Genomic DNA, 26,941 nt, shown 5'->3' on the forward strand with positions numbered 1-26,941 from the left:
GAACTCTATGTGTCTCCTGCTAGAGGATATGATAAAAGGTTATCCACCCTCATATCCTCCTTTCTATCGTTTGTATTCATTATCGTATAGCTTGGTAAGAGTTTGGTAAGAGGCTCAGTGTAGAATAAGCAATGAAGTATTTCAAAATTAACACAATCTAGTAAATCAGACATCCTGAAAGGGATTATGAGAAGAATGATTTAGCTAAAATTAGATATTAGTCGAAAGGTGTGACAAGTGTTTGAAGAACAATAAGAAATTGCGCAACAGCAAAATGACAAGAGTATGGTCAAGGGTGCTTTCTTTGGTGATGGTTGCGAGTATATTGCCTACACCAATTTTGTTTCCAGCCATAGAAGCTCATGCAGATACTGAAAATCCTGTATCCAACAGTACCGCGATTACCGCAGGGGGATATCCGGGTGGTGTAAGCGATGGACTCATATCATGGATTGATGTTGAGCAAAGTATGAATCTGGCAGCTGACGGCAGTAAAATCACTTCTTTGACCGATCTGGTAGATCTGGACCCCAATGTAGAACATGATAATGTGTGGAGTATCGTAAATCCTAACACCTTAGTTACAGGTGCCATTAACTTTAACAGCGGTATATTAATTGATGGTAACAAAGGATACTATGTCAGGGAGCCTTTCCATACAACGGATGTCGCTCGTGAGGCATTTTCCATTCAAGGAGCTGCTGCGAGCGGTTTCCCTTGGCATTTTGGCGGCCAAGGAAGTACCGACACGTACAGTACAAGTGTAATCAGATCTTCATTTGGCAATGCAGGGAACGACGAATTGATTCGAAATAATGCAGGTAACCCGTATCAGTTAGGGCAAGCAGATATTTTCAATGTACTTCGCACTGAGAATTACTTTGGGATGTATTTAAATAATACGAAGTTAATCGATAAAACAACTGCAGGAACAGCGAACTTTAATAGTGCCACGAGTGCTGCGGGTTACTACTTCGGAGCAGGGCATAATCGAAGGTTTAATGGACTAATATCGGAAACGATATTATATAATCGCGAGTTACAGGACGTTGAAAGAGCTAAAGTGTACAGCTACTTGGGGTTAAAATACGGAATCACTTTAGCAGACAACTATGTTGCCAGTGATTGGAACGGAGAAGAAGGTACTGTTTTTTGGAATTCGTCGAACCAGGCAGATTACAAAAATCGCATTACCGGGATCGGACGGGATGACTTGGGTGCCCAGGACCAGAAACAATCCAAGTCACAAGGAGTCGGCTCAAATGTAGCCATTGCTCTTGGAGATACGATTCATTCAGATAATGTCGACAATGAGAATACGATGGATAACAACTCCTTCTTTATGTTTGCAGACAAGAGCGCGAACGATACCGTATCTTATGTAAGTGCACCCATCGTGAAAGATGGCTTTCGTGTAAAGATCATGGATCGTTCGTATCAGGTGGACAAAACGAACTGGAATGATCAAGATATCACACTTCAAGTGGACGATGCTGAAGGCTTAAAACCAAGCTACATCATTCTTAGCCAAGATGACTCTTTTGACAACAATGATACCTTTTATCCAGTAACGGATGGAAAGGTTACATTAAACAGTTCCAACTTTGCGGACGGTTCTTACTTCACGTTTGCAGCTGCTTATCCGGAACCTAAAGATGCTCACTTGCTAACATCGCAAGTCAATGACGATGGAATTTTGAATCTAACCTTCAATCGTGACGTGAAATCGGATGATTTGAAGGGCTTCACCGTCACAGTTGGAGGTACCGTGTATGATGATCTGAGTCAATTTATAGCTAATGGATCTACGATTTCCATCCCTCTGACGGAAGCTCAGCTTGAATCGGGAGAAGAAATTACAATTAACTATGACGGTAGTGGCACGTTGAGAGACGCGTTAACCGGACTCAAGGTTGATGAATTCGATCAGGCTATTCATGCAGTCAATACAATGCCATTAGCGAAAAAAGTGAAAGAAGCCTTAGCTTTATCGAATGGTGATTACACGACTGATTCATGGAATGCATTGCAAACCAAAGTCCAAGAGGCACAGACACTTTTGAGCAATCCTTTGGTAACACAGACTCAGGTAAATGACCTGTTAAGTGTATTGGATAATGCAATCGATGGATTGGTCAAGAATCAACCCAAAGCGGACAGCGGCAGCTTCATCGAGGGCGAAAGCACGATATCCATTCATTTTGATAAAAGTATCGAAGTAGTTTCTGAAGTGGATCTAAGTAGTGCATTTACAGTTACGGTAGGTGGGCAAACCGTAGAAGTTGTCGGAGCTGTCATCGATGGATCTGATCCTACAAAATTGATTTTGACCTTGCCCGAATCGGTTAAATTATCAAGTGATGAGAAGGTTAACGTTGCTTACAATGGAACATCTGGCTATCTAAAAGGCGAGGGAGCAGAAGGGACATTGGTTCATGATTTCCAATTCGATTTGGAAGACCCATTCGCGAGCGCGCTGAAGATTACTGAACCAGCGGGGAGTACTTCAGATAAGAAGCCAACGGTTTCGGGTACGGTCCATACGGATACAGATACGCTGAGTGCAGTGTTGAAAGATGCGGATGGAAATGTAGTTGATGTTGCAGGAAGTTTGATCTGGAATGCTGGGGACCCAAACTGGTCCTATCATCTGGATGAAGATCTGGCACCCGGCACTTATACCGTTGAGGTAACAGCAGTGGACGGAGGACGTTCCGTTACGAAAACGAAAACATTTACTATTGTAAAAGAAGCACTGACACAGCTCAGTCTGACCGATTCATTTGGGAAAAATATTGCGTTGAACCAAGCATTTGATCCAAACCAATTCAACTACGCAGCAACGGTAACCAATGATGTGTACAATCTACGTATTTACCCGACTGCTCCTGATTCTGCAGACAAAATTGAGATTTTGCATGATGGAATCTGGAAGGAAGTGGAGAGCGGCAATAGTAGTGATGATCTCGCACTTAAGGTAGGTTCAAACACAATTGTCATTAGAGTTACAGATACGAATGGTTTGCAGACGGAGTACACTACGGTTATCACCAGAGCATCCAGTGACAATGGTAACAATGGTGGAGGCAACAACGGCGGCGGGAACAATGGCGGTGGAAATACGGGAGGTAACGGTGGAAGCACACCTGCCCCTGCGCCAGTACCAACACCAACGGCACCCGTGAAGGATAATTTGGAAACAACTCGGGATGGTAGCCATCAACCATTTGCTACATCCAAACCATCTGACAACAAAGAAACATTGGTTCAAGTTGATCCAGCCAAGTTGAATGTTGCCATGTCACAAGGCACAGGTCAGCAGTTCGCCATTCATTCGCCGAATGATGGGGATATGAAGGTGGATGGTTTAAACCTCGAAACACTGAAACAATTAGTAGATCAAGGTTCCAAATTGAACATTAGCAATCCGTTGGCGATCTATCCGGTACCTGGTGGCAAAATGGACCTGAACGGTGTGTCCAAGCAACTGGGTAACGTTGCAATGAAAGATATTGCTGTACATGTCGACATTGCACGTTCTTCGGATGCCTTGATCAGCAGCGCGAAAAACAAGGCTGCAATCGAAGGGTATGAGCTTCTGGTGAATCCGGTCGATCTGGATCTTACATTTACGAAAGATGGACAGACAGTTAGATCCGGCCAGTTGAACGGCTATGCACCGAAGTATATTGCACTTCCAGAAGGTATCGATCCGAACCGGATTACTACAGGCGTAATCATTAATCCGGACGGTAGCATCTTCCATGTACCAACGGTTGTTACCAAGATCGATAGTCGTTACTATGCACTCATTAATGATTTGCGTAGCAGCGGAAGTTATTCGGTCATCTGGAACCCGCAGGATTTTGAAGATGCCAGATCTCATTGGGGTAAAACGGATGTGAACAACATCGCTGCAAGACTGGATTTGAAAGGTAACGGAGATAACACATTCTCACCGAACCGTCAGGTTACTCGTTCCGAGTTTGCCGAGATTGTTGTGCTTGGACTGGGCTTAATGCGTCAGGATGCACCACAGAATCTATTCCCTGACGTTAACGATTTCGCATGGTTCCGCTCCGCGGTAGCCCTTGCGAATGAATTCGGTATCGTTCGGGGTTACGATAATGGGAACTTCTACGGTAATCAGGAGATCACACGCGAGCAGGGATTTGCCATGGTTGCTCGTGCGTATCGTCTGATTGAACCGGAAGCGGCAATTAGCCCGGATCAGATGAACTCTGAACTGGAACGTTACAGTGATGCAGCGGATGTATCAAATTGGGCGAAAGAAGATGTAGCCCAGTTGATTGCAGCCGGAATCATCCAAGGTAATGGACCAGAGGTTCTGAGTCCGAAGACTACGATGACCCGTGCTGAGGTCACTGCATTGATTGCAAGAATGTTGAAAGTAACACACTTGATTGATCAATAAACACAATTTAAAATGAAAAGCCTTTGCTGACATTGGGGGTCGGCAAAGGCTTTTTTAGGCATTTTTTTGTAGGGCCAGATCGTTGCTACAAAATCATCTTTCGTGCCTCTTCATTAAAGAACATAGTGACGTCTGGATAAGCGTCAAGATTGACCTGCTGTAGTCTCATGATCTTTTCAAGAAAGATGGAGTCGTTGAACAGTTTACTAACAATTATTTCGCACCAGGCCGGGGTATGCCTGAAAGCATCTACCAGCAATTGAACCTCATCAAATCGGAAAAACAGGATATATGAAGCATAGTTCTGAAGCAGTGTCTTGAAACAGTGGTTAGCGTATGTACTGGAGTGACCTTCAGCTTGAATAAGGAAATCCCGCATGATCTGGAATAATGCCTCCGGTTCCTCTGTATACAACTGTAACATCTGACTCACGTTGTTGATTAACATGATGATTGGTTCCAAACCTTCCTCTGAAGGCATGTTTAACTTGGGAGATCGGCCTTCAATGGTATATAGCAGTTCCAGCGTCAGGCGTTTGCAGGCTTGGATCTCTTCAGCAGTGATTACGATTTGTTCCCTGTATTCATTTCGAAGTAAGGTGTAGTGATCATGGTATGCCGAAAAATAATCCTCCAATGAAATGTCGGTCTTCGTATGTACAAGGTGTTGTTCGCTGAATGAGCAGGCATATAATGTATCTTCATTAACCGGGTGTGCATAGAGGTAAAAAAAGAAGAAAAAGTCACGTAACAGATGCTTTTGTTCCTCGCTGAATTGGGGAATTTCGCTTAGCTGAGACAATTGGAAGAAGCTATAGCTTTTCATAAATTCATTCATGGCACTGTAGGTGTTATACGTGTTGATCGACAGCGTGGTGTTGATGGTAAATAACAGATAATACATAATCATTTCGTCATAAACATCGAGCTGTTCAAATGGTTCTGAGAGAGTCGGCTTCCAGTCTGGCCTTGATCCATAATAGGGATCTTTCGGACGCAGTCTCGACATCCAGCTTGTAAATGTCTCATCTGGGTGGGATACCATAAACAGTTCGGCACTATTATCCTCATACAAACCATACTCCATATAATCTGTGCACGAAGGCTCAGGCTTAACTCCACAATTGAATTTGAGCCGTATACAATCAGAATATAATTTTTGAAGTTCCATCGTCCTAACCTCGTTTCTGCATCATTCTCTTGGGTTCTTCTTCGTTATATTCGACACAATTTTGAGCACTCCCCCTGGATTTGGGAAAGATCATAATCCACATATATCTTTTGGTGGATATAAAAAAGAATTTCAATGGGGTATCGTAATACTTTCGCCCTGTTGGCATATCGTGGAATCTGAGATGATGGGTTCACCAGAGGTTCGGGTGACGAACTTCGAATCGCTGGCCTTCAGGCTATTGCGATCCTTCCTTCTACATCATTGGAGATCATAGGGTTGCAGCTCTCCTGAAGATTTCATTATCAGAGAGGAGGCGTCCAGGCTATCATATTCCCTTCCTTCTAACCCTAACCTTTCACGTTATATAGGGATGTGGCTTTCCTGGACTCTTTTATCATGAACAATACGATTTATTTGCGCAGAGCGAACAAACTCATTATTGAATCAAACGAAGGGAAACAACAGTTGCCGAAGACACACCTGGCGACTGCCCTCAAAAATATTGAAGCACTCGGATACACCTTCTCGGATGAGTTAATGCAGGCGATGCGGCAGCTGTCCAAGGAACAGTTTGAAACAGTATATATTCAACTTGTGGCTGATCTAAGAGTCATGGTCGGCGCGCATGTGAAGTACACACCGATGTATGCAGGATTCCCAATGCAGGTGATGCAAGCGGATGAAGCGGAGTTATACCTTAATGCAATTATTCATTATCTGACCAACCTGACTGTGGTCTATCCGGATCAACAATCTGTGGAGCGAATGCCTTTGCTGGAGAAGACGGACTTGAAAGTCATTGGTTTGGGAAACCAGCAAGCATTCCAGACGCTCATCCGTCAGATCATTGAAGCAAAAGGTTCCATCTCGGAAACAGACAAGGCGGATATCGACACGGTATTGGAGCACGCGGACCCGGAAGACGTGGATGCGCTATTACCCGCTGAGGTTCCGTTCAAAGAAAATGTAGGCTTTGTGGTTGCCTCGCTGTTGAAGCATGAAAAGGCGAACATCGACCGAATCGGCATGTATTTTAAAACCGCAAGTGATGTTCTCCGTCTGGCTGTTGCCTGGTCCGATGGTGATGTCAGCCTGGCTGCGGCTTCTCCCTTCCGGAAATTCAAACGCCGCGAGAGACGCCTTTTGCTCGGATTATTGGAGCAATGCGGCTCCATCACGGAGGATATGCTACGATATAAGGATCGCTGGATTCGTCTTGGCGAAATTCTGCATCCTTCGGAATATAAGCTTCGGTATCCACGATGCGAAGAAGCCTTTGCTATTTTGCGTAATAATAAACCCTATTCGACCTTCAATGGAAGTGTGGAACTTGCCTTCCAATATCGGAATGTTTGGAGTCTGATTGATCTGTTGTCACAGCGTCCAGGCGAATTCGCGAGAAGACTGGATCACTTGTTGCGGATGACTGAAGATGAAGCGTATGTACTGCTGGCATTTGGTGAGGTACTGGAGCAAGTATCTACCCCGGTGTTATTGCAGGTGAGACAGCATTTTGCCCGCCGTAATGAACCGCAGGATCTGCGTGTCTTCTTCCCGAAAGGCAATGTAGCCAAAGCTTTTGCCGTTCCGAATGAGCTGCCAGAGATCGATGAAGGCACGTGTCAAGATGTCGTGCAATTATGCGAGCAGGCGCTGGTAGAGCGATTCGCAAACCTTTCCCCGCTTGGGAAGACCTATGTCGATCCACAGCTTCATGATTATCTGGTACCCTTTTCCCAGAGATCGGCGAGCAAGGCTCTGCATACCATCGTTCGTGGAAGCCGTGTGCCGATGGCAGAGGGTGATACCATTCGTTTCTTCAACTGGTGGAAAGAGGGGGACGTGGATGGAAAGTCTACAGGGCGCGTGGACATTGACTTGTCTGCGGTGATGTATGATAAGGACTGGAACTATGTGGAGCATATTTCCTATACGAATCTGCGATCCTCTAACTATAAGGCTGTCCATAGCGGAGATATCGTGACTGCACCTAACGGAGCAAGTGAGTTCATTGATCTGCATATTCCATCCATCGTGGCCTATGGTGGACGATATGTGGTGGCAACACTGCTTTCGTTTACAAGTCATCCGTATTGTGATCTGCCCGAATGTTTTGTAGGGTGGATGATGCGGAAGAAGCCGGGGTCTGGCGAGATTTTCGAACCGTCTACCGTAGCTAACAAAATCGATATTACAGCGGATACGCAGATTGCGATCCCTGTCATTATGGATCTGGTCGAACGCACCGTCATCTGGACAGACCTGGCGCTGACAAGCCATCCGGATTACTACAATAATGTGGAAGGCAATCAAAAAGGCATGGTCTTGATGGGTAAAGCACTAACAAATTTACGCAAACCCGATCTGCATGACTTGTTCATGCTCCATGCCAAAGCTAGAGGAGAACTGGTGGATACAATAGATCAGGCGGATACAATCTATTCGGTGGATCAAGGCGTTACACCGTACGATATCGAGCAAATTATGGCGGAGTATCTGGTTTGACCTGTTTGACTTAAATACTGGCGTTATGTGAGTATCAAGATTAGAAAAGAGTAGCTGATGCTGCTCTTTTTTCTGGTTTGGGTGCAAAGAGCCTACAGAATGGTGCAGGTAATGTCGGATGCAAAGAGAATGACTTTGCTAAGCTTAAATTAACGTGGGAGGGATGATATGGATACGCTGAGGCGGTTAAATGAAGCCTTGAATTATATTGAGGAGCATCTGATGGACGTCGTGGACATGAAGGAGATTTCCCGGATTGCCTGCTGCTCGGAATATCATTTTACACGCATGTTCTCTTTTCTTAGTGGTGTAACACTCTCGGAATATATTCGACGTCGCCGCTTGACACTTGCAGCTATGGAGTTAAGCCACAGTGACAGCAAAATCATTGATATTGCGCTGAAGTACGGGTATACATCGCCGGATTCTTTCTCGCGTGCTTTTCAAAGCATGCATGGCACTACGCCCTCCGAAGCGAGAAACCATGGTCCATCCCTTAAAGCCTTCCCACGGATGACATTTCAACTGACCATTCAAGGAGGAAGCGAAATGAACTACCGTATTGAAGATAAAGAGGCGTTTCGAATCGTGGGTATTCGTAAAAGGGTGCCAATTGTATTTCACGGGGTAAATCCTGAGATCTCTGCGATGTACCAGAGTCTTACACCGGAATTGATTGATACGATCAAGGGGGCATCGAACGTCCAGCCTCTGGGCTTAATCAGTGCTTCGGCCCATTTCAGTGAGGGGCGGATGGCAGAACAGGGAGAACTGGATCATTACATTGGCGCAGCTACGACAAAAGAAGCACCTGAGGGCTTGGCACAGCTTGAGGTTCCTGCTTCAACGTGGGCAGTATTTACTGTCGTGGGTCCGTTTCCTGGTACGCTTCAGGAGGTGTGGGGCCGGATCTACGCAGAGTGGTTTCCTTCATCGGACTATGAGTTGAGTGAGGGTCCGGAAATGCTATGGAATGAGCACAAGGATGTTACTGTAGAGCAATATAGAAGTGAGATATGGATACCTATTCGGAAGAGATGATACGTCTCTAGTTTGATGATATCTGCGGGCGCAGCTTGTTGAAGCTGCGTTTTTTTGTATGCAGAATTAGCTATCAGATATAAGAGCCGTTTTCATTGCGAACATATGTAATATAATGGTATTATTTTATTGGAATTGTAAGAATACTTGTATTTAGAAGAGTGATTTAAAAAGGGGGTGGCGAGATTAGATTTACATGAAGTGATGACTCTATTCTATACGCACGTAGACATAACATTCCATTGATTATGGACAGGCTCACATAGCAGACATATCGATATGAGACGGAAGTGTCAGTTATTATACATTATAATGTAAGCGCTTTATCGAATGAGTTCCAAGGAGGGATTTACTCATGACCAAAAGTATAGTGAGAAAGGCACTTGGTTTGTTTTTAATTGTCGTCATGATTGCAACAGCTGCTGTATACCCTGCATCTACCGGACACGCGGCAACCATTAATGTTTCCGATAACGGCTCAAGAATCGAAGTAAACACCGGATCAGGATTAGTCTATGTGGTGAACAAAACCAATGGCGATATTATATCGGCCAAAATGAACGGTACGGAGCTGAACAGCAATAGAGGATCGCATATCGGCTCAGGTTTGGGCTCCTCCGCCAATGTGACGTGGAACACCTCTCCTTCAGGATCAACCGTGTTAATCACGGTATCCACTAGCACACTAACTCACTATTATGCTTCGCGTGGTGGCGAGAACATCATATACATGGCAACGCATATCACGGCTCAACCTTCGATCGGAGAGTTACGGTACATTTTCCGCGGTAATGGTAGTGTGTTGACAGGTGTTCCGGCGAATTCCAATAATCGAGGTAACACAGGAGCAATCGAGAGTCAGGATGTATTTGGTTTCGCAAACGGTCAGAGTGCCTCGAAATATTATGGTAATGATCAGGCCAAAGACTTATCCGTTCGTGGAGTTACGGGTAATGGCGTCGGTGTATTTATGGCCTACGGCAATCGGGAAAAAAGCTCTGGTGGTCCATTCTTCCGTGATATCCAGTTCCAAAGTGGAACAGAGACGGAAGTATATAACTATATGAACTCGGGACATGCACAGACGGAGAATTGGCGCCTGGGTCTGCATGGGCCGTATGCTTTGATCTTTACAACGGGCGGTACGCCGAGTGTACCCGACTTCAGCTGGATGTCTGGTCTGAATCTGCAGGGTTGGGTATCCAGTCGGGGGAACGTGGTGCTTAATGGTCTCTTCGGAATGGATACGGGTTATGCGTACACGATTGGGTTTGCCAATAGCAATGCCCAGTATTGGGTGGGGACGTCTTCAAGTGGAGCGGCCGCCAAATACAGCATGATTCCGGGGACGTACACCATGACAGCATATAAGGGAGAACTGGCTGTATATACGGAAACGGTTAATGTCACGGCAGGACAAACGACGACTCTGAATACACGTACGATCAACAATGACCCAAGTAAAGCCTCTAACATCTGGCGAATCGGTAACTGGGATGGTACGCCACGGGAGCTCCTGAATGGACAGACGATTCCGATTCGTCACCCTTCCGATAGTCGCAACCCAAGCTGGGGACCTGTCACCTATGCTACCGGTAGCGCGACCAATCGATTCCCAGCAATCCAATTCCGTGGTCAGAATTCACCAACCACAATAACGTTTAACTTGAATGCATCTCAAGCGGCATCTTCCCATATGCTCAATATCGGGATTACCGCAGCCTACAATAATGGCAGACCTAGCGTAACGGTTAATGGACATGCTTTAACCAATCCTGCTGCATCTTCACAGCCCAATTCTCGTAGCTTCACCATTGGTACGTATCGTGGGAACAACACAACCTTTAGCTGGAATGTTCCAGCATCCTACTTCGTGAATGGTTCCAATACCATCACGATTACGCCAATCAGCGGTTCCAGTGACTTGGGTAACTGGTTAAGTGCAGGTTGGGTCTACGATTGTGTTGAGTTGCTGAATTGAATGAAGAATTCAATATAGTGGAAGGAATAGAGGAGGTAGCCTGCCTGGTTTTATTAACCGGGTTCAGGTTACCTCTTTTGGCTTTGTCATCGGAAATGAAAAGATATCGATTCATGATATCCCTAAGGATCTTGCTTTGCTGGAGATGGTGATCCGGATAGTGGTATAATTTTCAATACGTAATCATGAGTGAATGAACGGGGAGGAAAAGAGAATGAGAGACGATCTGTTGGTTCAATTGCAAGAGTGGCATGAAGAAGATGAATTTCAGGAAATTGTAGATGCAATTCAAGCGATTCCTGTGGAAGAAAGGGATTATGAGCTGGTTAACCATTTGGGACGAGCGCTAAATAACCTGGAACGGTATGATGAAGCGGTTGAACAATTCCTGACGGTTGCTAAAGAGGGCACAGGTGACCCACTCTGGCATTATCGGATTGGACTGGCTTATTATTATCTCGAGCAATATGCGCATGCGCTGCAAGCGTTCGAAAGAGCGGATGAATTGGACCCTGAGGATGAAGATACGCTGGAGTTTCTGGGATGGATTCGAAGCAAAACAGCAGAGGAACTCACAGAGGAATCCGTAGAGAAGCCCTTGGATACCGTCCCATCTGTTGCTGAACTCTCAACCCCACCTGTTAGCGTTAGCCATCTGGAACCAATGGGTTTTTGGAATGACAGTGCTGAAGCCGTGGATAAATATGTGTTGGCCCCGCCTACCGATGAACAGGTCGAGTCAGTGGAGGAGCAGTTGGTGTTTAAGCTGCCAACATCCTATATTAACATGATGAAATTACATAATGGCGGTGTACCCCACTATCGGTATTATCCTGTTAGCCAAGCAGAGGCTGCCAAGAAGGTCCGCGTTGAGGTCGCGGGTATACTGGGTATTGGGCGGGAGAAAGCGCATTCGTTAGGTGGTGAAACTGGCAGCCGGTTTATTATCGAGCAGGGGGGTTACCCCGAAATCGGTGTTGTTATCTGTGAGTGCCCTTCCGATTCGGAGGTGGTGATGCTGGATTATCGTGAATCCGGCAATGCTGGTGAGCCCGAGGTTGTTCATGTGGATAAAAAAGAAAGCTACAAGATTACTTGGCTTGCACCCAATTTTGAAACCTTTATTCAAGGTCTGTTGAATGAGGAAAATCAACCTGCAAACCTTGAAGGTTCACTGTAAGTAAGGGTATGAGCTTCTCTTGATACGAAAAGTTGAAAAGGCTGCATCCGTAATGACGGATGCAGTTTTTTTGTTTATGGCTTTAGCCAGTTGAGTGCGTGTAACGCGCGAAACAAAAAACCACCCGCTATGCGGGTGGAGGGACCTGAGGTTTGACCACCAAGACCATTCCGATAAAATTGAGATGTTCAGGCTCAAAGAAAGGAATGGTCTTCAATGGCAAACAAGAGCTACAGCCTAGCTCACACAAAGTGGATGTGCAAATACCACATTGTATTCACCCCGAAGTATAGACGGAAAGAAATCTATAATCAAGTGAGAAAAGACTTAATCGAAATTTTTAGACGTCTATGTAAGTACAAGGGAGTAGAAATTATAGAAGGTCATATGATGCCCGATCATGTTCACATGTTGGTAGCGATTCCACCGAAAATAGCTGTCTCAACGTTCATGGGATATCTAAAGGGAAAAAGTTCGCTCATGATCTTCGAGAAGCATGCCCAGCTCAAGTATAAATACGGCAATCGAAAGTTTTGGGCAGAAGGGTACTATATGAGTACAGTGGGTCTAAATGAAGCAACGGTAAGAAAGTATATTCGTGAGCAAGAAGCACATGATCAAGCGTTAGATAAGCTGAGTGTAAAAGAATACGAAGATCCATTCAGCAGTAATCGGAGCAAAAAGAAGTAAGACCAGTTTAACTGGTAAGTGAAAGTGACAAATAACACTGAGCCTGAACAGCCCTGCTGTCAGGCTAGCGTCTTTAGGCGCAGTTTGGCAACAGGGGGTTATACCCCAAGAGCAAACCACCCGTTGGACGGGTGGTCCTGATTGCCTAGTTATGCGCGATAAGTCGGAAATGTCGCCCAAACCGAGCTTTTTTCAACTGCATTAGCTTCGCTAAGATATCCAAAGTAAGTATATAGAGCTGTACTCGTTGCATTAAGGCAGTTACTTTGCTAGTATTTAGACATATAATAATTAGTCATCTAAATATTATATGTCTAAATACTTTGGTTTCTTCAAGAAAGGGGCTTACGCATCATGTTAAGAATGAAAGACATAGTAGCCCTTGTTACTTACAAATAAATAAAATACGTTAGGAGCAATTCACATGGGAAAATTAGATAATAAAGTAGCCATTATTACTGGCGGAGCCTCGGGAATCGGGGAGGGCATGGTTGATCTTTTTGCGCAGGAAGGCGCCATCGTCATTGCAGCAGACATTAATGAGGAAGCACTGGAGAAAGCAAGCCAAAAAGAGAATGTGTACGGAATGAAGTTGAATGTATCTTCGGATGAAGGTTGGCAGGCACTGGCAAAAGTAGTGAATGAACGTTTTGGGAAAATTGATATTCTGGTCAACAATGCAGGCATTTCTTCGGAGAAGCCATTTGAGGAAATCAATGCACAGGATTGGGAGAAAATGCTCTCCATTAATGGCTTCGGCCCATTCGCTGGCATGAAACATGTCACTCCTTATATGGCGGCCCAGAAGAAAGGTTCCATCGTCAATATCTCATCATACACCGCTTTGATTGGACAAGGCTTTAACCATTACTCGGCATCCAAAGGCGCGGTACGTGCATTATCCAAAGCCGCTGCGACGACCTTCGGACGTCAAGGTATTCGGGTGAATGCTCTTTTTCCTGGGATCATCGAAACACCAATGACCCAATCCTTGAACACATCAAAGGAACTGCTTGAACGATTAATTCAGGCAACGCCTCTGCAGCGTCTGGGCCAGGCTATCGATATTGCCAAAGCCGCGTTGTTCCTGGCGTCGGATGATTCTTCGTACATTACAGGATCTGAACTGGTGATCGATGGTGGCTACTCAGCCCAATAGCGTGTAAAATGATGACAGCCCTTAAGTTGATTAGGGCTGTTGTTTATTTTTTCGAGGAGGATCTAATGGAAGAACAGAACATTTTTGAGCTTATACACAACATGGATAATTTCACCAATAAATTAATCATACAATGGAACAAATCATTCAATGAGGACCTCGGTGTCTCTCATGTACTTGTACTCAGCCATCTCCATCAAAATGGAAAAAGCCGACCTTCGGATATTGCAAAATTGTTAGGGTTCACGCCGCCTACACTCAGTTATTTATCGGACAAGATGGTAGCCAAGGAATTAGTCGTCAGAATGGTAGATGAAGCAGACCGTCGCATTATCTATTTGAACATTACGGATAAAGGGGCCGAAGTCCTCGGAAGAGCAATATTGGAGGGCCAGAAGCTGCGTAAGAATTTATTCCAGAAATTAAACGAAGAGGATCGAGCGCAATTAGTCCATATTTTTGAGAAGATGAATCGGGAAGATTGAGCCATAGCCTGGAAGGGAGACAGAAGGTGATATGGAGGAACCGCTCAAAGTATATAACACCGCAGTTGAAGCTTTTCTTGAGGTAATCGGGGGAAAGTGGAAGCCTGTTATTCTATTCCATCTTACCTTTGGCAAGAAACGTAATGGTGAGCTGATGAAACTGATCCCTGCGATCACTCAGAAAGTGTTGACGCAGCAACTTGGTGAACTAACGGAGGCGGGGGTTATTGTCCGTATTTCCCATCACCAGGTCCCACCTAAAGTGGAGTATGAGTTAACAGAGTATGGATGGAGTCTTAAAGAGATTCTTCATCTAATGTGTAGGTGGGGCGATATACACGTGGAGAATGTTTATGGTGATCGAGGGAAAATTCTGTTTAAGCCGCCAACTACTACTGACGTTGAGTGACTTATATAAGCCGATTCTGGAATTCAGGAATCGGCTTATTATGCATTTTGTTTAATTTACGGAAGGATCTTGCGATCACGCAGATTTCTGAAAATATCCATAAACATAGCCTCAGTGTCAATGAAATCATGAAATCCGAAGCGGCGAGCTTTGGAACCATCCGCGAAGAAGTCATAATCCCACGAGAAGACAAAGTCTCCAAATGCCCAAGAAGAGACATCATCATAAGGGGTGTTTACCAAACCATACTTTTCGATCATGGAATTCCAAAGGTCTTCTTTATCTGACATCACTGTTGCAAGTGAAAGGGGCAGTGGAGGTGCTGTTTCCAATTCGAAAAACGCAGCGATTTTGGGCCAGAGCTCATTCCAGCGAAACAGATCGCCGTTGGTGATATTAAATGCCTGATTGGCACAGCGAGGTTCGGTTGCTGCCCATACGGTTGCATGAGCAAGCAATGTCGCATCAGTCATTTCAAGCAGCGAATGATACGCTCCTGGTTTTCCAGGGAATCGAAGTGGCAAGCCAAGTTCCTTGGAGATAGACGCATAGACACCAATAACCATGGCAAGGTTCATTGGATTACCCAGAGCGAATCCACATACCACAGACGGGCGCAGAGCGGACCAGGTCCAGCTGCTTCCGGGTTGCCGATCTTCGAGAAACTGTTGCTGATCGACATTGAATTCAGGGGGCATATGATATGCGTCCGTTTCTTTGGCAGGTGTTTTGAAAGGACCCAGATGTGCGCCGTACACTTTATAACCTTGCATTAGGCTAATATGTTGGAGATTTGGAGCGATCGGTTCAATCGTATTCACCACATTGACGAGCATGGCCAAGTTGGGCTGTACCAATTCGGCCCAGGTTGGGCGATCCTGATACGCGGCGTAGAAAATATGCGTAACGGTCGTTAAATGACTTAGTTTATCTTGTGTGTCTGCTTCATTCAGTAAATCAGCTGATATATAACGTAATCTTGGGGCATCTGCCCCTCCCCTGCGAGATACACCAATGACATTCCATTGGTGAAGTGTCATCAGATAATTGATAAGGTTTCTTCCAATGACGCCTCCAGCACCAATGACAAGTGCGGTGTAACGGGTAACGGATTGTTCGGGTTTCAATGGACATGCTCCTCTCTTCTTCTGTTTATATTGTGGGTCAGAAAAAGAAGGATGAAAAGTACGCACCTCAAAGTCATATACGTACTTTGAAGTAATATATGAGCCTGGTGCAGGACATGAGCATTATAATTGGCACTTCAATGGATGTTACTTGCCTATAACCACAAGAAGCTGTAAAAGGAACAATCGTCCTTTCACAGCTTAGATGTGTCTGTATATTCGTTCAATAGATCTGTTGTAGAGATGGTTTACGCCGGATATCCGCCACCTGGAGGCGGCCATGCGCCGTAGAAGCGACGCAGCAGAACAATCTCACCCAGATGGTACGAGTTATGGGATGCGATATTGCGCAAAAGTCCTGCTTTAGTTTCACCCGGGAAATAGAGCAGTGGATCATCTAATTGTGCAGTTTCTGCAATGGCTACGGCTTGATCAACCCCATCCAAAAATGCTTGAATATCTGCCTTCCAGGTTGCTTCGTCCTGTGGGCCTTTCTCCTCAGGCCAGCTCTCACTCACGTTCGCAGGGGGCTGGGGCTTGCGTCCTTCCAAGTGTTCAAGCATGAATTGCTGCCAATAATGCATGTGCTTCACCAACTGATAGATCGTATATGGCATGGCATCGTGCGTACGAGCAGCAAGTATGACATCAATATCGGGTAGAGCACGGGCGATACGGATATGACCGCGTTCCCCCACCAATGATTTGACAAGGGCTTGTCCAAAGCTTTGATTAGCATCTGACATATGGAACCTTCCTCTCTTCTAGACCAGGTCTGTTAACCTGTCCTCTATTAGGTATTATACAATTAAATTGCTAAAAATTAAAAATAAGAAAGGAGAAACAAAATACTTAAAATTCCTATGATATATATCGATCGTGAGCCGGGTGAGGGCACGATGGTATCATTTGATATTCCGGATAAGATATAAGGAAAAGGCCGCAGAAGTGAAGACTTCCGGCCTTTTTGTTTTGCTTGCGCATCCAGTCCCTATTTTTAATTATTTCTAATGCATCTTTCATATGTTAGTATGTTTAACATTAGAAGCGCGGGTTCCGGCAGTAGGCGCTAAACGTTGTTATAGTGGGTGATGAGATCGATGCGCAATTGGGTCAAAAATGAAAATGTACAGATGACGGCCATTGCCTTTGCCACTGCGGTAGGGGCGCAATTCAAGATAAATCCGTTCCGGGAAGATTACTTCCGAATCGGGCTGGGGGTTAGCATCCTTTTATTTCTGCTGATGATCATGCCACACTTGTCTTATGTGAAGACAGGAATCCTGACAGGCATCGCGAATTTGCTGTTTCAGTCGGCAGATCTCATCAATCATGTACAGACCGTGTCCATACTGGAAAGCATGCGGGACAATCTGGGGGCAGGTGTATATTATGTGGTCTTTGCCTATGGGCTTAGCAAATTCAAGCATCGATTCCATGAGATACAGCCTCTTCTGCTCGGCGGGTTAATCACATGTATCGATTTCTCCTCTAATCTTGTTGAGCTTCTTTTTCGCGGAATGTTAAGCGGGACCAATATCTTTTATATGAAGGAATGGTTGTATCTGCTTGTGGTAGGTGGTCTGCGAAGTTACTTTGTGATTGGGCTATATAACAGCATTGCGGTGAGGCAGATGCGGCTTTTACATGCAGAGCAGGAGAAGCGGATGGAGCAGATGCTGAGTGTGAACTCGGGTCTGTATAGCGAGGTCTTTTATCTGAAGAAAGCGATGAATACGATCGAAGGCATTACGGCAGACAGCTATGATCTATATCGCGATCTCCGGGAGCAGGACATGAATCAATACAGTCAGCGCACCCTGGGCATTGCTCAGCAGATTCATGAAGTGAAGAAGGATTCACAACGTATTCTGGCGGGTCTGCTGAAGCTGTATGATAACGAAAAAGCGGTCAACATGAGCTTATCCGAAGTGCTGAACTTTGCCAGTAAAGCAAACCGAAAATATAGCGAAATGCTGCATAAGCAGGTCGAGATTAACATCGAGCAACAGTATGATTGTGAGTCTCCGTATTACATTCCTCTTCTCACGGTAATGAATAACCTGATTGCCAATGCGGTAGAGGCGATTGAGCATGAAGGGACGGTCCGAGTTCTTGTGTATGAGCAGGAAGATGACGTGTATTTCGTCGTGATGGATTCTGGAAAAGGTGTACCTGAAGCCAAACGGGATGTTATCTTCGAACCGGGCTATACAACAAAGTTCAATGAAGTTGGCATTGCCGCGACGGGCATTGGCCTGTCCCATGTGCGTGATATCGTCCAGTCGTTGGCGGGACAAATTAAGGTAGAGTCGGCGCCTCCAGGAGAGACAGGGACAACATTTGCTATAGCTATTCCCAAAATGAATCTGATGAAGGGGGCCGATGTCGATGACACTTTCTATCATGATCGTGGATGATGATGTGGTGAGCCGGGGCATGCTGCATGATATCATTGAATCCTGTGGAATCGGCGAGCTTGCGGGTATGGCTGAGGGCGGCATAGATGGAGCACGCATGATCATGGATCTGCGTCCTGATGTGGTGCTGATTGATCTGCTGATGCCGGATCAGGACGGAATTGAGACGGTAGCGAAACTGAAGCGCAACGGTTATACCGGGAAATTCATCATGATCTCTCAGGTGGAGAACAAGGAGATGGTAGGGGAGGCCTACCAGAACGGAATCGAATTCTTCATTCATAAACCGATTAATCGGGTGGAAGTGAATCATGTACTCAGCAAAGTGAATGAACAGTGGAAGTATGAGCGTTACGTACTGGAGATCAAGCAGTCGATGGCCCGATTGAATCTGGTGGAAGCGCCAGCCCCTGCTCAAGGTCGTACAGTGCGAGATGCGGCAAGAAGCATTCTGATGGATCTGGGGATCATCGGAGAAAGTGGAAGCAAGGATATTGTGGCCCTTATGGTATATGCGATTGATCAGAAGCGTGCCGGGGAGTGGCCGCCGCTAAAGGAATCGTATGAAGCGGTGGCCCAGACGTACAAGTCTACGCCCAAAGACGTGGAGAAAGAGAGCAAGGCGATGGAACAACGGATTCGCAGAACGGTAATTGCCGCGTTAATAAACATGGCCTCGATAGGACTCACCGATTATAGCAACCACAAGTTTGAACATTATGCTCCCCTCTACTTCGACTTCCAGGATGTTCGAATGAAGATGAGAGCCATGGAAGAAGATCAGGCAGGTGACAAAGGCAAGGTTAATATCAAAAAGTTCCTGCATGTGTTCTACATGGAGATGCTTGAAAAGATGAATAATTGAGGCATCATATGCCTCTGTCTGTTGGAGGATATGAAAACCCGGGAAGGTGACCATCGGCGGTGTCGAGGTCACTTCACCAAAGACGGGCATCGATCTATTGCGAACCAATGTGGGCAGGGTGCCCCAGCAGTTTTCAACCTATTCCCGCATTTAACTGTCTTCGCCCCCGGTGTTGGCGGATCGGGTTTCGAAGCAACATCCCCTCACGGCAGACCGTGCACTAAAGACATCAGGTATGATGGGCTTAGGAACAACGGGAAGCTGAAGGGGTTATTATTTTAATCCAGAATTACTTCTTTATCTGGCTGTTCAAGAAATTCGAACATGATTTTAATTTGTTCCAGCGTATTTCTTTCCAATGATAATTCAGGTAAAGCGTCGATAGCAAAAAAATCAACTGCGCTGGTTTCTACACCTGTTTCCGCATGCCCTCCCACAATGTCACAGCGGATAAACATCTTATATACGTGATAAGGCTCAGGTGGGTGTCCATGGAATTTTTTGTCCAATACTGCTAATAACCGCATCGGCACAACATCAAAACCGGATTCTTCTTTAATTTCTTTCACAGCTACTTCTGATGGGGATAGGCCGATGTCACTCCATCCCCCTGGTAATGCCCATGCCCCATCTATTTTCTCTCGAACCAAAAGTACCTTGTTTTCCCTGAAAACAACACCGCGAATATCGACTTTAGGCGTTGCGTAACCTGAATCACTTGCAAATGTAAGTGATATTTTCTCTTTGTTAACAGAAGTATAGTTGCTTAAGATATCAATACTAATGCGCCTCAATTCCTCGTATCGCTCGACATCATAAACATCCTTGGCATAGGTTAAACCTGTTTGTGAGATAGCTTGAATCTGTTTTGCCCATTCTAGCCACTTTGTGTCCATGGACTCCTCTTTTCTTCGCAAGTCACGAGATTTAGTTTGGTTAGGAAATAACCCCATTATATCATATGAATTACAGTCTATAACTACTAAGAAAGGACAACTCGAAGTTAGGGAATCACGCTAATGATTGGACGCACTCTACGATTATTGTTTTTTTAATATAGAACTGCGAGATATTATAAAGAAACGATGTCCAGAAGAGGAGAAAGTGAAATGAACATAACTATTGATCAACAAGGCAATTCTAAGGTCGCCATAATTGAAAGTAATGGCATCGTCATCAACAATGCTCAAGATGCACTGGATTTGATGGCTTCGGTAAGGTATACCGATGATGCTGATAAACTTATTATGGACAAATCGAACATCACGGAAGAGTTCTTCGAACTGAAAACCAAGCTTGCAGGCGAGATTTTGCAGAAATACGTGAACTATCATGTTAAGCTTGCTATTGTGGGAGATTTCGAAGGACATAACAGCAAAAGCCTGAGAGATTTCATCTATGAGTGCAACAATGGCAAGCATGTTTTCTTTTTGAAAAACAAAGAGGAAGCGCTTCAAAAGTTGCATAATATCAGTTAAGCGTACATCCGAGGCATGTAGAGAGCCTGCTTATAATCTGAGCCAAACGTAGGAGGTTTGCACCGTGATATCTAATGAGAATTTAAAGGTATATGCTCTGCCTGAGATCGGAAATCTTAAAGTGCATGGCAGAACGACTGAAGAGCGATCGCCGTTGACGTTATTTTGGACGGGGAGTGCAGTTGAACTCAATGTACGGGGCTCCGAACTATGGGTTGAGGTAGAGTCACAGTATGACATGTATGAGTCATGGATCAGCATTCTGATCAATGGTGTTCCAGTGAGCAGACAGATGTTAACGGCGGGAAGGTACTGGGTCTGTATATTCCGAGGAATGAACGCGAATGTGGTGAAGAATGTACGGATCGTAAAAGATGTTCAAGCGATGAGTGGTGACCCGGGTTGTGCCTTGCAGATTCATGCGGTGAAATCCGATGGAGCGTTCCTGCCTGTGCAGGAAAAACCGTACAAGATCGAGTTCATTGGTGACAGTATTACATCTGGCGAAGGTGCGATTGGAGCGAAAGCGGAGGAAGATTGGATTCCGATGTGGTTCAGCGCCATACATAATTATACATTCATGACAGCAGAAGCGCTGCATGCGGAGTATCGGGTCATCTCGCAAAGTGGCTGGGGTGTGCTGACAAGTTGGGATAACAATCCAAAAGGGAACATCCCCGAGTATTACGAACAGGTCTGTGGCTTGCTTACTGGTGAGCGTAACGAAGCGCTCGGTGCAGGAGATCAGCATAATTTTGGTTCGTGGCAGCCGGATGTGGTGGTCGTGAACTTGGGCAGCAATGATGGGGGTGCATTTCAGTCACCTGAGTGGAAAGACCCCGACACTGGTAAGTTGTACAAGCAGCGGCTGAACGAAGATGGTACGTATCATGAAGAGGATCTGGCTGCTTTTGAGAAAGCGGTGGAACAGTTCCTGTTCAACCTTCGGAAAAACAATCCGGCGGCACATCTCGTATGGGCATATGGCATGCTTGGTTTTCCCATGATGCCCGCCATCTACCGTGCGATTGATGCGTATGCGAAGGGGACAGGAGACCGCAAGGTCTCAATCATCCAGCTTCCTGATACAACCGAAGAGACGGTAGGGGCGCGCACCCATCCAGGCGAGTTATCTCACCGTAGGACGGCAGAGGTGTTAGTGGAATATGTACGAGGAATGATAGGATAGCTTGAAATATGGTAAAGGAAAGACCACTCTTTCATGAAATGTATCCCAATGGTTAGATGGTGTCTAACTTTATGAGGTTCCTTCATCATAAGAATGGTCTTTTTCCTTTTCTACTTATCTAGACATTCGAGGGTGTGTCCGTTGTGCCGCTGTTCTGTACCTCATAACGAATCGAAATGATCTGTCCCAGGGTCTGGGTTCGGATCATTTTGAATTGGCTTGGCACAGTGCCTGTCGGGAATAAGGGAATGCCTTCGCCAAGAATTTTGGGAATGATGGCAACTTCAATCTCATCCAGCAATTTTTTGGCTAACACAGCTTCAACCAGTATTCCACCACCCACAATCCACACATCTCCATCAGAATCCTGTTTTAATCGGGGAATGAGTGTATCTACCGTCTCGGTTGTAAACTGTACATGCGGAGCCGGTGGTTGTTCCGAGCGGGAAAGCACATACGTTGGGCGATCCGCATAGGGAAATTCTTCAGACAGTGTGAGCACCTCTTCATACGTATAACGTCCCATAACAACGCTACCGATCGTTTCATAAAATGCAGCATACCCGTTGTCTCCACCATCACCCTCCACATCAAATAACCAATCGACCGAACCGTCCAGTCTTGCGATATATCCATCCAAACTCATAGCAATGTACAAAATTGTTTTGTTATCAGACATGTTCATCGCTCCCTTCTACAATGTATGATACACTTTAACTATGACAAAAGTTGACGTAGTTAGGATGTTGAATACATGAATCATCGGAAACTGGCTATCATGCGCCTGATGGATTCCAGACAGAAGTTCACTGCCCGGGAACTGGCAGAACGGTTCGACGTTTCAGTTCGTACGATCCAGCGAGATCTGGATGCATTGCAGGCACTAGGTTTTCCTTTGTATACAGAAGTTGGCGTGAACGGAGGATACCGGGTGTTGCCCAATCGGATTTTGCCACCTCTTCAACTGACACAGCAGGAGGCATTAGGGCTGTTTATGATGCTGGAATATCTACAGCAAGTACCGGATTTTCCATATGGATCAATGCGTGAACATCTGGCTGAACAGTATTTCTCTACTTTGCCTGAGGATGTACAGGATCTGATTATGCGAATGAGAGAGCATATCACCTTTGTCCAGCACCCCGGTGGGCATTCCGAGCCTTTAACAACCGAGTTATTGGGTGCAGCGGTAGAAAAGAGAGAAATCGAATTTATGTATCATGCCCGCAGTGGTCGCAAAAAAGTCCAGGTCTTTCCCTATGGCATCTACTATGAGCAGGGACATTGGTACATGCCAGCCCAAAATAGGGATCGCGTATTGTTGTATCGGGTGGATCGCATGCAGCAGTTGGCTGTTATGGAAACGGTAAATGAATCTGTTCCGAGTCTGAAGGCATGGCTAGATGTCAAAGAAGACAGAGCAGGCGTAGAAGTGGTACTGCAATTCACGGAATTTGGAGCAAGGATTGCCGCGTCAGATGTGTTGTTCAAGTCGGTTCAAGGCAACGAATGGCGCGGACTTGTTCCGCCCGAGGAGTTCTCTTTTACAGCGCGAAAGTTACTCTCCTATGGGCCGGAAGTGAAGGTGATCTCACCACCTGAGTTAAAGCGGCAGGTTAGAGAGTTGCTGGAACGGAGTGTTAGCCAATATATCGACGAGTAGAAGGATATAAGGTTCTGGCATGGAAGATATAGGAGTACCATCTAAAGTAACCTGATCTTGATTACTGAATGGGGGGCTACCATGATTCGATTCATAAGAAGTTTCACGATCCGCTCTATGCAGAGTCCATGCGATGAACAACGGCGGTTGTTTGTATAGAGCTTGAAATTCTTTTCCGCCATACCATTGTAGTGCATATCCAATGCGTTCATCGTACGACTCTGCTGCCTTAAAGATTTTAACTTTTAAGGAGTGGAGCAACGTGAAATATATTAATGCGGATACAATCTTCCCGGAAGAATTGCTCAAAGAAATACAGCGTCATATCCCCGGAGGCCTGATCTATATTCCGAGGCCCAAGGATGCCCACAAGAAGTGGGGCGAGGACTCGGGTGGCAGAAGGATTGTCCGGGAGCGGAACGATGAGATCCGCAGGCTTTTTGCTGTAGGAACAACCATCGATCAGCTTGCAGATCAATACTGTTTATCCATGGATAGCATCAAGAAAATTGTATATTGCAAAAAAGGATGAAACTATAAAAGCCATGTTCGAGCAATCGAATGTGGCTTTTTCCTGTAAGAATAAAGAATGGTTATTAAAGGTTTTTTACATATTCGAGGTTGTTAATTACGCGTACAATTCATTTGACGGTACAAGGTTATGCGGTGAGAGTTCATGAATTAACTCCTTAAATCATCTGGTAAGGTTGGTGAATATGAATAATATGAATATAGATGTGAAATTAACGAATAAAGACGAGGCGTATGTGATTAAAAATATGTACCCGCTATACCTTCATGATCTATCCGGACATTATGGTCTGGGTGGAGAGCATGCCCCTAATGAACATGGCATTTTCGAACCAAGTCCTGATTATAAAACGTTACAGGATCAGTATGATGTACAGAACATATGGTGGGAAAAACCGGAGTGTCTTTATCCGTTCCTCATGATTGTGGATGGCCTACCGGCAGGTTTTGCATTTGTGGTTACTCCGCCATATTGCTCACAAGGCACGGATTTCTTTGTACATGATTTCTTTCTGATGCAGCCGTTTCGAGGTGTAGGCGTTGCGGAACACGCGGCATCGACGATCTTCGGCATGTTTAGAGGAAACTGGGAGTTGTTCACCAATCCATCGGAAAAAAATGAGATTGGCCAATCTTTCTGGCGGAAAACAGTGGCTAATTATACCAAAGGTAACTATCGGGAAATGTACGGGCAAACGTTCGATGGTTATAAATTGATCTTTCAATTCTCGAATCAACTCTGAAAAATTAAGTACGGATCTGTATCTAATATAAAGAGAGAGACCGTCTCCCTTTGCGGAAAACGATCTCTCTCTCCATTGCCCTTTATAAACTACCGTTGAAATAGTGATACTCGGAATTCACTTCAAAACCAACACTGCGGTACAGATTCAAAGCGCGTTTGTTCTCGGTAACAACGGATAGGCGGATATCTGTGTAACTTTGTTTCCTTAGGAGATCAACCAGGATGCTAAGCGCAGTGCGCCCCAGTTTCTGTCCCTGATAAGCAGGCAAGATACAGAAGTTATGAATAAATGCGGTTGTTGCATTAATGGAGTTGACCCGTACCAGCCCAACAGGCATTTGATTCTGCCATGCAATATAGGTGACTCGGCTGGGTTCATTTGTTTGCATAAAGTACTCGCGTGTCCAGTCCTCCGAATCTCCAAAGGCTTGGGAGGAGCAAGTGACCATAAACTCCATATCCTCGGTTTCTGCCACGGACAACGTTAGTTCAGGCGGCTCCACAACCGAAAGGACCTCATTCACAAGTTGCATCGAGTACTCCGCACGATCATAAATGGCTCCAAGGGATTGGGCAGTGAGAAGGCCCGGAGATAAGCCCTGAGGAACGCGATAACTGAGTTGGTTGATCCCTTGTGGTTTCATATCCAGGATGGCCATTTTCAGTAGGCTGCTGAACACACCTTGGCGACGAAAATCTGGGTGTACGATGGCATTAATATTCCCGGTTACGCCGTCGGATGGATACCAACTGAGCAGTCCTACCAAATCACCGTGGCGATAACAGAGGAGTGCATGGTCTCCGTCTTTTTTACTAATATGGTCAAGGTCTGCTTTCAGATGAATGGAATCAAGTTGCTTACATTGTTGTTCGAGTAAAATAATAGCTTCAATCTGTTCCTTGGAATCATAGATCATAGGAATGACTTGATAAGTTGACATAGCTTTCACACCTTCATTGTTGAAGGAAACACGCAGTTATTGGACCCGCAGGCGCTATCCTTCGAGAGTTGGTCCAGTTGTAATTTTGATCATCATCATTATCTCCTCCAAATCACTTCCCGATGACTATAACACATTCTATTATGAACATGATACCGAATGGATGTTATTCACTGGGTGTCTGTTCAGATGTGCCCAATAACTGGACATTATATCCTATTGAAGGGATAATTGAGAGTAATACTGACGAGAAAGGGAGGGATTACCTATGCACAAGTTGGCATATGTGATGGGTACATTATTTCTTTCCGCCGCCATGTTAATGGGATGTACAACATCTGAACCAGCGGAAAGCACTGAACCCATCACTCCACCAGCAACGGAACAGCCAAGTGATACGAGGGACCAGAAGGCGACGGCGGAAGAGCAGCAGCAAGCGCTCGAAATGTCGCTGGAGTATAAGACAACAGAACTGACTGTGGATGGTAAGGACTATGAGGATACGTTAGAGATGGAAGGGTTATTGGCCAAAGGAGACACCATGAAGCCATTCCTGACCTCCAGGAATTATGAGGCTTACATGGCTAATCGATATATTGTCTTGCCTCTTCAGGTTGCATACATTGAACAAGCGAAACTGCATCCTGAAAATATACAAACCAAGATCAAAGATAACAAGAGCGACTGGATTCTGGTGGAATACACGCTCGATCTGAAATTTACAGACGAGAACGGCAAGGAGTTCAAGTCCATTCCGTTATCGGGGGATATCACCTTTTTGCAGGATCAGGGAGAATGGCGCATTCAGGATGATACGTACAACATGAAACCCTTCACAGAAATTATTAATAAGTCTCTGTAGTTCATGTATTGTTTGGCAATCACCAATCACCTGTTCTTTACTCGGTTCACAGCCGAAAGAA

At 45.3% G+C, this 26,941-nt stretch carries 23 protein-coding genes; 17 read left to right on the forward strand and 6 right to left on the reverse strand.

The window, feature by feature from the left end; genetic code table 11:
• The first annotated feature begins 241 nt into the window (after window positions 1–241).
• Window positions 242–4,435 carry a DUF8202 domain-containing protein gene (locus QF049_RS23990; RefSeq protein ID WP_307541092.1) on the forward strand — a complete coding sequence of 1,398 codons (4,194 nt, stop codon included), beginning with the start codon at window positions 242–244 and terminating at the stop codon, window positions 4,433–4,435.
• 85 nt (window positions 4,436–4,520) lie between these two features.
• Here QF049_RS23990 and QF049_RS23995 read toward each other — a convergent pair whose 3' ends face one another.
• Entirely contained in the window at window positions 4,521–5,522 is a 1,002-nt protein-coding gene (locus QF049_RS23995) for a hypothetical protein (RefSeq protein WP_307541093.1), read from the reverse strand.
• 483 nt (window positions 5,523–6,005) lie between these two features.
• Here QF049_RS23995 and QF049_RS24000 point away from each other — a divergent pair, with 483 nt between their 5' ends.
• The 8 genes from QF049_RS24000 (at window position 6,006) to QF049_RS24035 (ending at window position 15,059) form a co-directional block, all read left to right on the forward strand.
• Window positions 6,006–8,114 (forward strand): TerD family protein, encoded by a 2,109-nt coding sequence (locus QF049_RS24000; RefSeq protein WP_307541096.1) that lies wholly within the window; start codon window positions 6,006–6,008, stop codon window positions 8,112–8,114.
• A 168-nt stretch (window positions 8,115–8,282) separates the two neighbouring features.
• Window positions 8,283–9,155 carry an AraC family transcriptional regulator gene (locus QF049_RS24005; protein WP_307541098.1) on the forward strand — a complete coding sequence of 291 codons (873 nt, stop codon included), beginning with the start codon at window positions 8,283–8,285 and terminating at the stop codon, window positions 9,153–9,155.
• A gap of 355 nt (window positions 9,156–9,510) precedes the next feature.
• Window positions 9,511–11,136: a rhamnogalacturonan lyase B N-terminal domain-containing protein gene (locus QF049_RS24010; RefSeq protein WP_307541100.1), complete on the forward strand. Its 1,626-nt coding sequence runs from the start codon at window positions 9,511–9,513 to the stop codon at window positions 11,134–11,136.
• 214 nt (window positions 11,137–11,350) lie between these two features.
• Entirely contained in the window at window positions 11,351–12,316 is a 966-nt protein-coding gene (locus QF049_RS24015) for an SMI1/KNR4 family protein (RefSeq protein WP_307541103.1), read from the forward strand.
• Between the two features lie 216 nt (window positions 12,317–12,532).
• A complete protein-coding gene (gene tnpA, locus QF049_RS24020) occupies window positions 12,533–13,006 on the forward strand; it encodes an IS200/IS605 family transposase (RefSeq protein WP_307541105.1) in 474 nt (157 codons plus the stop codon).
• A 424-nt stretch (window positions 13,007–13,430) separates the two neighbouring features.
• Window positions 13,431–14,165 carry an SDR family NAD(P)-dependent oxidoreductase gene (locus tag QF049_RS24025; protein WP_307541107.1) on the forward strand — a complete coding sequence of 245 codons (735 nt, stop codon included), beginning with the start codon at window positions 13,431–13,433 and terminating at the stop codon, window positions 14,163–14,165.
• A 65-nt stretch (window positions 14,166–14,230) separates the two neighbouring features.
• Window positions 14,231–14,650 (forward strand): MarR family winged helix-turn-helix transcriptional regulator, encoded by a 420-nt coding sequence (locus QF049_RS24030; RefSeq protein WP_307541109.1) that lies wholly within the window; start codon window positions 14,231–14,233, stop codon window positions 14,648–14,650.
• 31 nt (window positions 14,651–14,681) lie between these two features.
• Complete coding sequence (locus QF049_RS24035) at window positions 14,682–15,059, forward strand: winged helix-turn-helix transcriptional regulator (protein WP_307541111.1); 378 nt, start codon at window positions 14,682–14,684, stop codon at window positions 15,057–15,059.
• A 56-nt stretch (window positions 15,060–15,115) separates the two neighbouring features.
• On the opposite strand, the gene QF049_RS24040 is transcribed toward QF049_RS24035, so the two are convergent.
• Together QF049_RS24040 and QF049_RS24045 are read right to left on the reverse strand one after the other, a co-directional pair.
• Complete coding sequence (locus tag QF049_RS24040; RefSeq protein ID WP_307541112.1) at window positions 15,116–16,186, reverse strand: SDR family oxidoreductase; 1,071 nt, start codon at window positions 16,184–16,186, stop codon at window positions 15,116–15,118.
• A 248-nt stretch (window positions 16,187–16,434) separates the two neighbouring features.
• Window positions 16,435–16,932 (reverse strand): DinB family protein, encoded by a 498-nt coding sequence (locus tag QF049_RS24045; RefSeq protein ID WP_307541114.1) that lies wholly within the window; start codon window positions 16,930–16,932, stop codon window positions 16,435–16,437.
• Between the two features lie 345 nt (window positions 16,933–17,277).
• Here QF049_RS24045 and QF049_RS24050 point away from each other — a divergent pair, with 345 nt between their 5' ends.
• Together QF049_RS24050 and QF049_RS24055 are read left to right on the forward strand one after the other, a co-directional pair.
• Complete coding sequence (locus QF049_RS24050) at window positions 17,278–18,606, forward strand: ATP-binding protein (protein WP_307543397.1); 1,329 nt, start codon at window positions 17,278–17,280, stop codon at window positions 18,604–18,606.
• Window positions 18,578–19,471, forward strand: coding sequence for a response regulator (locus QF049_RS24055; RefSeq protein WP_307541116.1), 894 nt, complete (start codon window positions 18,578–18,580; stop codon window positions 19,469–19,471). Before QF049_RS24050 ends, QF049_RS24055 begins: the two co-directional genes overlap by 29 nt.
• Window positions 19,472–19,749: 278 nt before the next feature.
• Here the strand turns inward: QF049_RS24055 and QF049_RS24060 are convergent, their stop codons facing one another.
• A complete protein-coding gene (locus QF049_RS24060; protein ID WP_307541118.1) occupies window positions 19,750–20,367 on the reverse strand; it encodes an NUDIX hydrolase in 618 nt (205 codons plus the stop codon).
• A 213-nt stretch (window positions 20,368–20,580) separates the two neighbouring features.
• On the opposite strand from QF049_RS24060, the gene QF049_RS24065 reads away from it, so the two are divergent.
• Window positions 20,581–20,949, forward strand: coding sequence for a DUF4180 domain-containing protein (locus tag QF049_RS24065; RefSeq protein ID WP_307541120.1), 369 nt, complete (start codon window positions 20,581–20,583; stop codon window positions 20,947–20,949).
• Window positions 20,950–21,013: 64 nt separating this feature from the next.
• On the forward strand, window positions 21,014–22,138 hold the full coding sequence (locus tag QF049_RS24070) for an SGNH/GDSL hydrolase family protein (protein WP_307541122.1): 1,125 nt from the start codon (window positions 21,014–21,016) through the stop codon (window positions 22,136–22,138).
• A gap of 118 nt (window positions 22,139–22,256) precedes the next feature.
• Here the strand turns inward: QF049_RS24070 and QF049_RS24075 are convergent, their stop codons facing one another.
• Window positions 22,257–22,823 carry a dihydrofolate reductase family protein gene (locus QF049_RS24075; protein WP_307541124.1) on the reverse strand — a complete coding sequence of 189 codons (567 nt, stop codon included), beginning with the start codon at window positions 22,821–22,823 and terminating at the stop codon, window positions 22,257–22,259.
• A 69-nt stretch (window positions 22,824–22,892) separates the two neighbouring features.
• On the opposite strand from QF049_RS24075, the gene QF049_RS24080 reads away from it, so the two are divergent.
• The 3 genes from QF049_RS24080 to QF049_RS24090 all read left to right on the forward strand — a co-directional run bounded on the left by QF049_RS24080 (window position 22,893) and on the right by QF049_RS24090 (window position 25,075).
• Window positions 22,893–23,801: a helix-turn-helix transcriptional regulator gene (locus QF049_RS24080; protein WP_307541126.1), complete on the forward strand. Its 909-nt coding sequence runs from the start codon at window positions 22,893–22,895 to the stop codon at window positions 23,799–23,801.
• Between the two features lie 262 nt (window positions 23,802–24,063).
• Window positions 24,064–24,333, forward strand: a complete 270-nt coding sequence (locus tag QF049_RS24085) for a CD3324 family protein (protein ID WP_307541128.1) — start codon at window positions 24,064–24,066, stop codon at window positions 24,331–24,333.
• 184 nt (window positions 24,334–24,517) lie between these two features.
• Window positions 24,518–25,075: a hypothetical protein gene (locus QF049_RS24090; protein ID WP_307541130.1), complete on the forward strand. Its 558-nt coding sequence runs from the start codon at window positions 24,518–24,520 to the stop codon at window positions 25,073–25,075.
• Between the two features lie 82 nt (window positions 25,076–25,157).
• On the opposite strand, the gene QF049_RS24095 is transcribed toward QF049_RS24090, so the two are convergent.
• Entirely contained in the window at window positions 25,158–26,018 is an 861-nt protein-coding gene (locus QF049_RS24095; protein WP_307541132.1) for a GNAT family N-acetyltransferase, read from the reverse strand.
• Between the two features lie 268 nt (window positions 26,019–26,286).
• Between QF049_RS24095 and QF049_RS24100 the strand changes: the two genes are divergently transcribed.
• Complete coding sequence (locus QF049_RS24100) at window positions 26,287–26,880, forward strand: hypothetical protein (protein WP_307541134.1); 594 nt, start codon at window positions 26,287–26,289, stop codon at window positions 26,878–26,880.
• Window positions 26,881–26,941: the final 61 nt, after the last annotated feature.

It is taken from the genome of Paenibacillus sp. W4I10 (assembly GCF_030816325.1).
Taxonomy (GTDB): Bacteria; Bacillota; Bacilli; order Paenibacillales; family Paenibacillaceae; genus Paenibacillus; species Paenibacillus amylolyticus_B.

Excerpts from the sequence above, each read along its gene's own strand:
- tnpA (WP_307541105.1), top strand. The coding sequence starts at position 12,533 with ATGGCAAACAAGAGCTACAGCCTAGCTCACACAAAGTGGATGTGCAAA.
- QF049_RS24035 (WP_307541111.1), top strand. The coding sequence starts at position 14,682 with ATGGAGGAACCGCTCAAAGTATATAACACCGCAGTTGAAGCTTTTCTT.
- QF049_RS24090 (WP_307541130.1), top strand. The coding sequence starts at position 24,518 with ATGAATAATATGAATATAGATGTGAAATTAACGAATAAAGACGAGGCG.
- QF049_RS24100 (WP_307541134.1), top strand. The coding sequence starts at position 26,287 with ATGCACAAGTTGGCATATGTGATGGGTACATTATTTCTTTCCGCCGCC.
- QF049_RS24005 (WP_307541098.1), top strand. The coding sequence starts at position 8,283 with ATGGATACGCTGAGGCGGTTAAATGAAGCCTTGAATTATATTGAGGAG.
- QF049_RS24055 (WP_307541116.1), top strand. The coding sequence starts at position 18,578 with ATGACACTTTCTATCATGATCGTGGATGATGATGTGGTGAGCCGGGGC.
- QF049_RS24030 (WP_307541109.1), top strand. The coding sequence starts at position 14,231 with ATGGAAGAACAGAACATTTTTGAGCTTATACACAACATGGATAATTTC.
- QF049_RS24095 (WP_307541132.1), bottom strand. The coding sequence starts at position 26,018 with ATGTCAACTTATCAAGTCATTCCTATGATCTATGATTCCAAGGAACAG.
- QF049_RS24075 (WP_307541124.1), bottom strand. The coding sequence starts at position 22,823 with ATGAACATGTCTGATAACAAAACAATTTTGTACATTGCTATGAGTTTG.
- QF049_RS24015 (WP_307541103.1), top strand. The coding sequence starts at position 11,351 with ATGAGAGACGATCTGTTGGTTCAATTGCAAGAGTGGCATGAAGAAGAT.
- QF049_RS24010 (WP_307541100.1), top strand. The coding sequence starts at position 9,511 with ATGACCAAAAGTATAGTGAGAAAGGCACTTGGTTTGTTTTTAATTGTC.
- QF049_RS24065 (WP_307541120.1), top strand. The coding sequence starts at position 20,581 with ATGAACATAACTATTGATCAACAAGGCAATTCTAAGGTCGCCATAATT.
- QF049_RS24000 (WP_307541096.1), top strand. The coding sequence starts at position 6,006 with ATGAACAATACGATTTATTTGCGCAGAGCGAACAAACTCATTATTGAA.
- QF049_RS24045 (WP_307541114.1), bottom strand. The coding sequence starts at position 16,932 with ATGTCAGATGCTAATCAAAGCTTTGGACAAGCCCTTGTCAAATCATTG.
- QF049_RS24050 (WP_307543397.1), top strand. The coding sequence starts at position 17,278 with ATGAGATCGATGCGCAATTGGGTCAAAAATGAAAATGTACAGATGACG.
- QF049_RS24025 (WP_307541107.1), top strand. The coding sequence starts at position 13,431 with ATGGGAAAATTAGATAATAAAGTAGCCATTATTACTGGCGGAGCCTCG.
- QF049_RS24060 (WP_307541118.1), bottom strand. The coding sequence starts at position 20,367 with ATGGACACAAAGTGGCTAGAATGGGCAAAACAGATTCAAGCTATCTCA.
- QF049_RS24080 (WP_307541126.1), top strand. The coding sequence starts at position 22,893 with ATGAATCATCGGAAACTGGCTATCATGCGCCTGATGGATTCCAGACAG.
- QF049_RS23995 (WP_307541093.1), bottom strand. The coding sequence starts at position 5,522 with ATGGAGTATGGTTTGTATGAGGATAATAGTGCCGAACTGTTTATGGTA.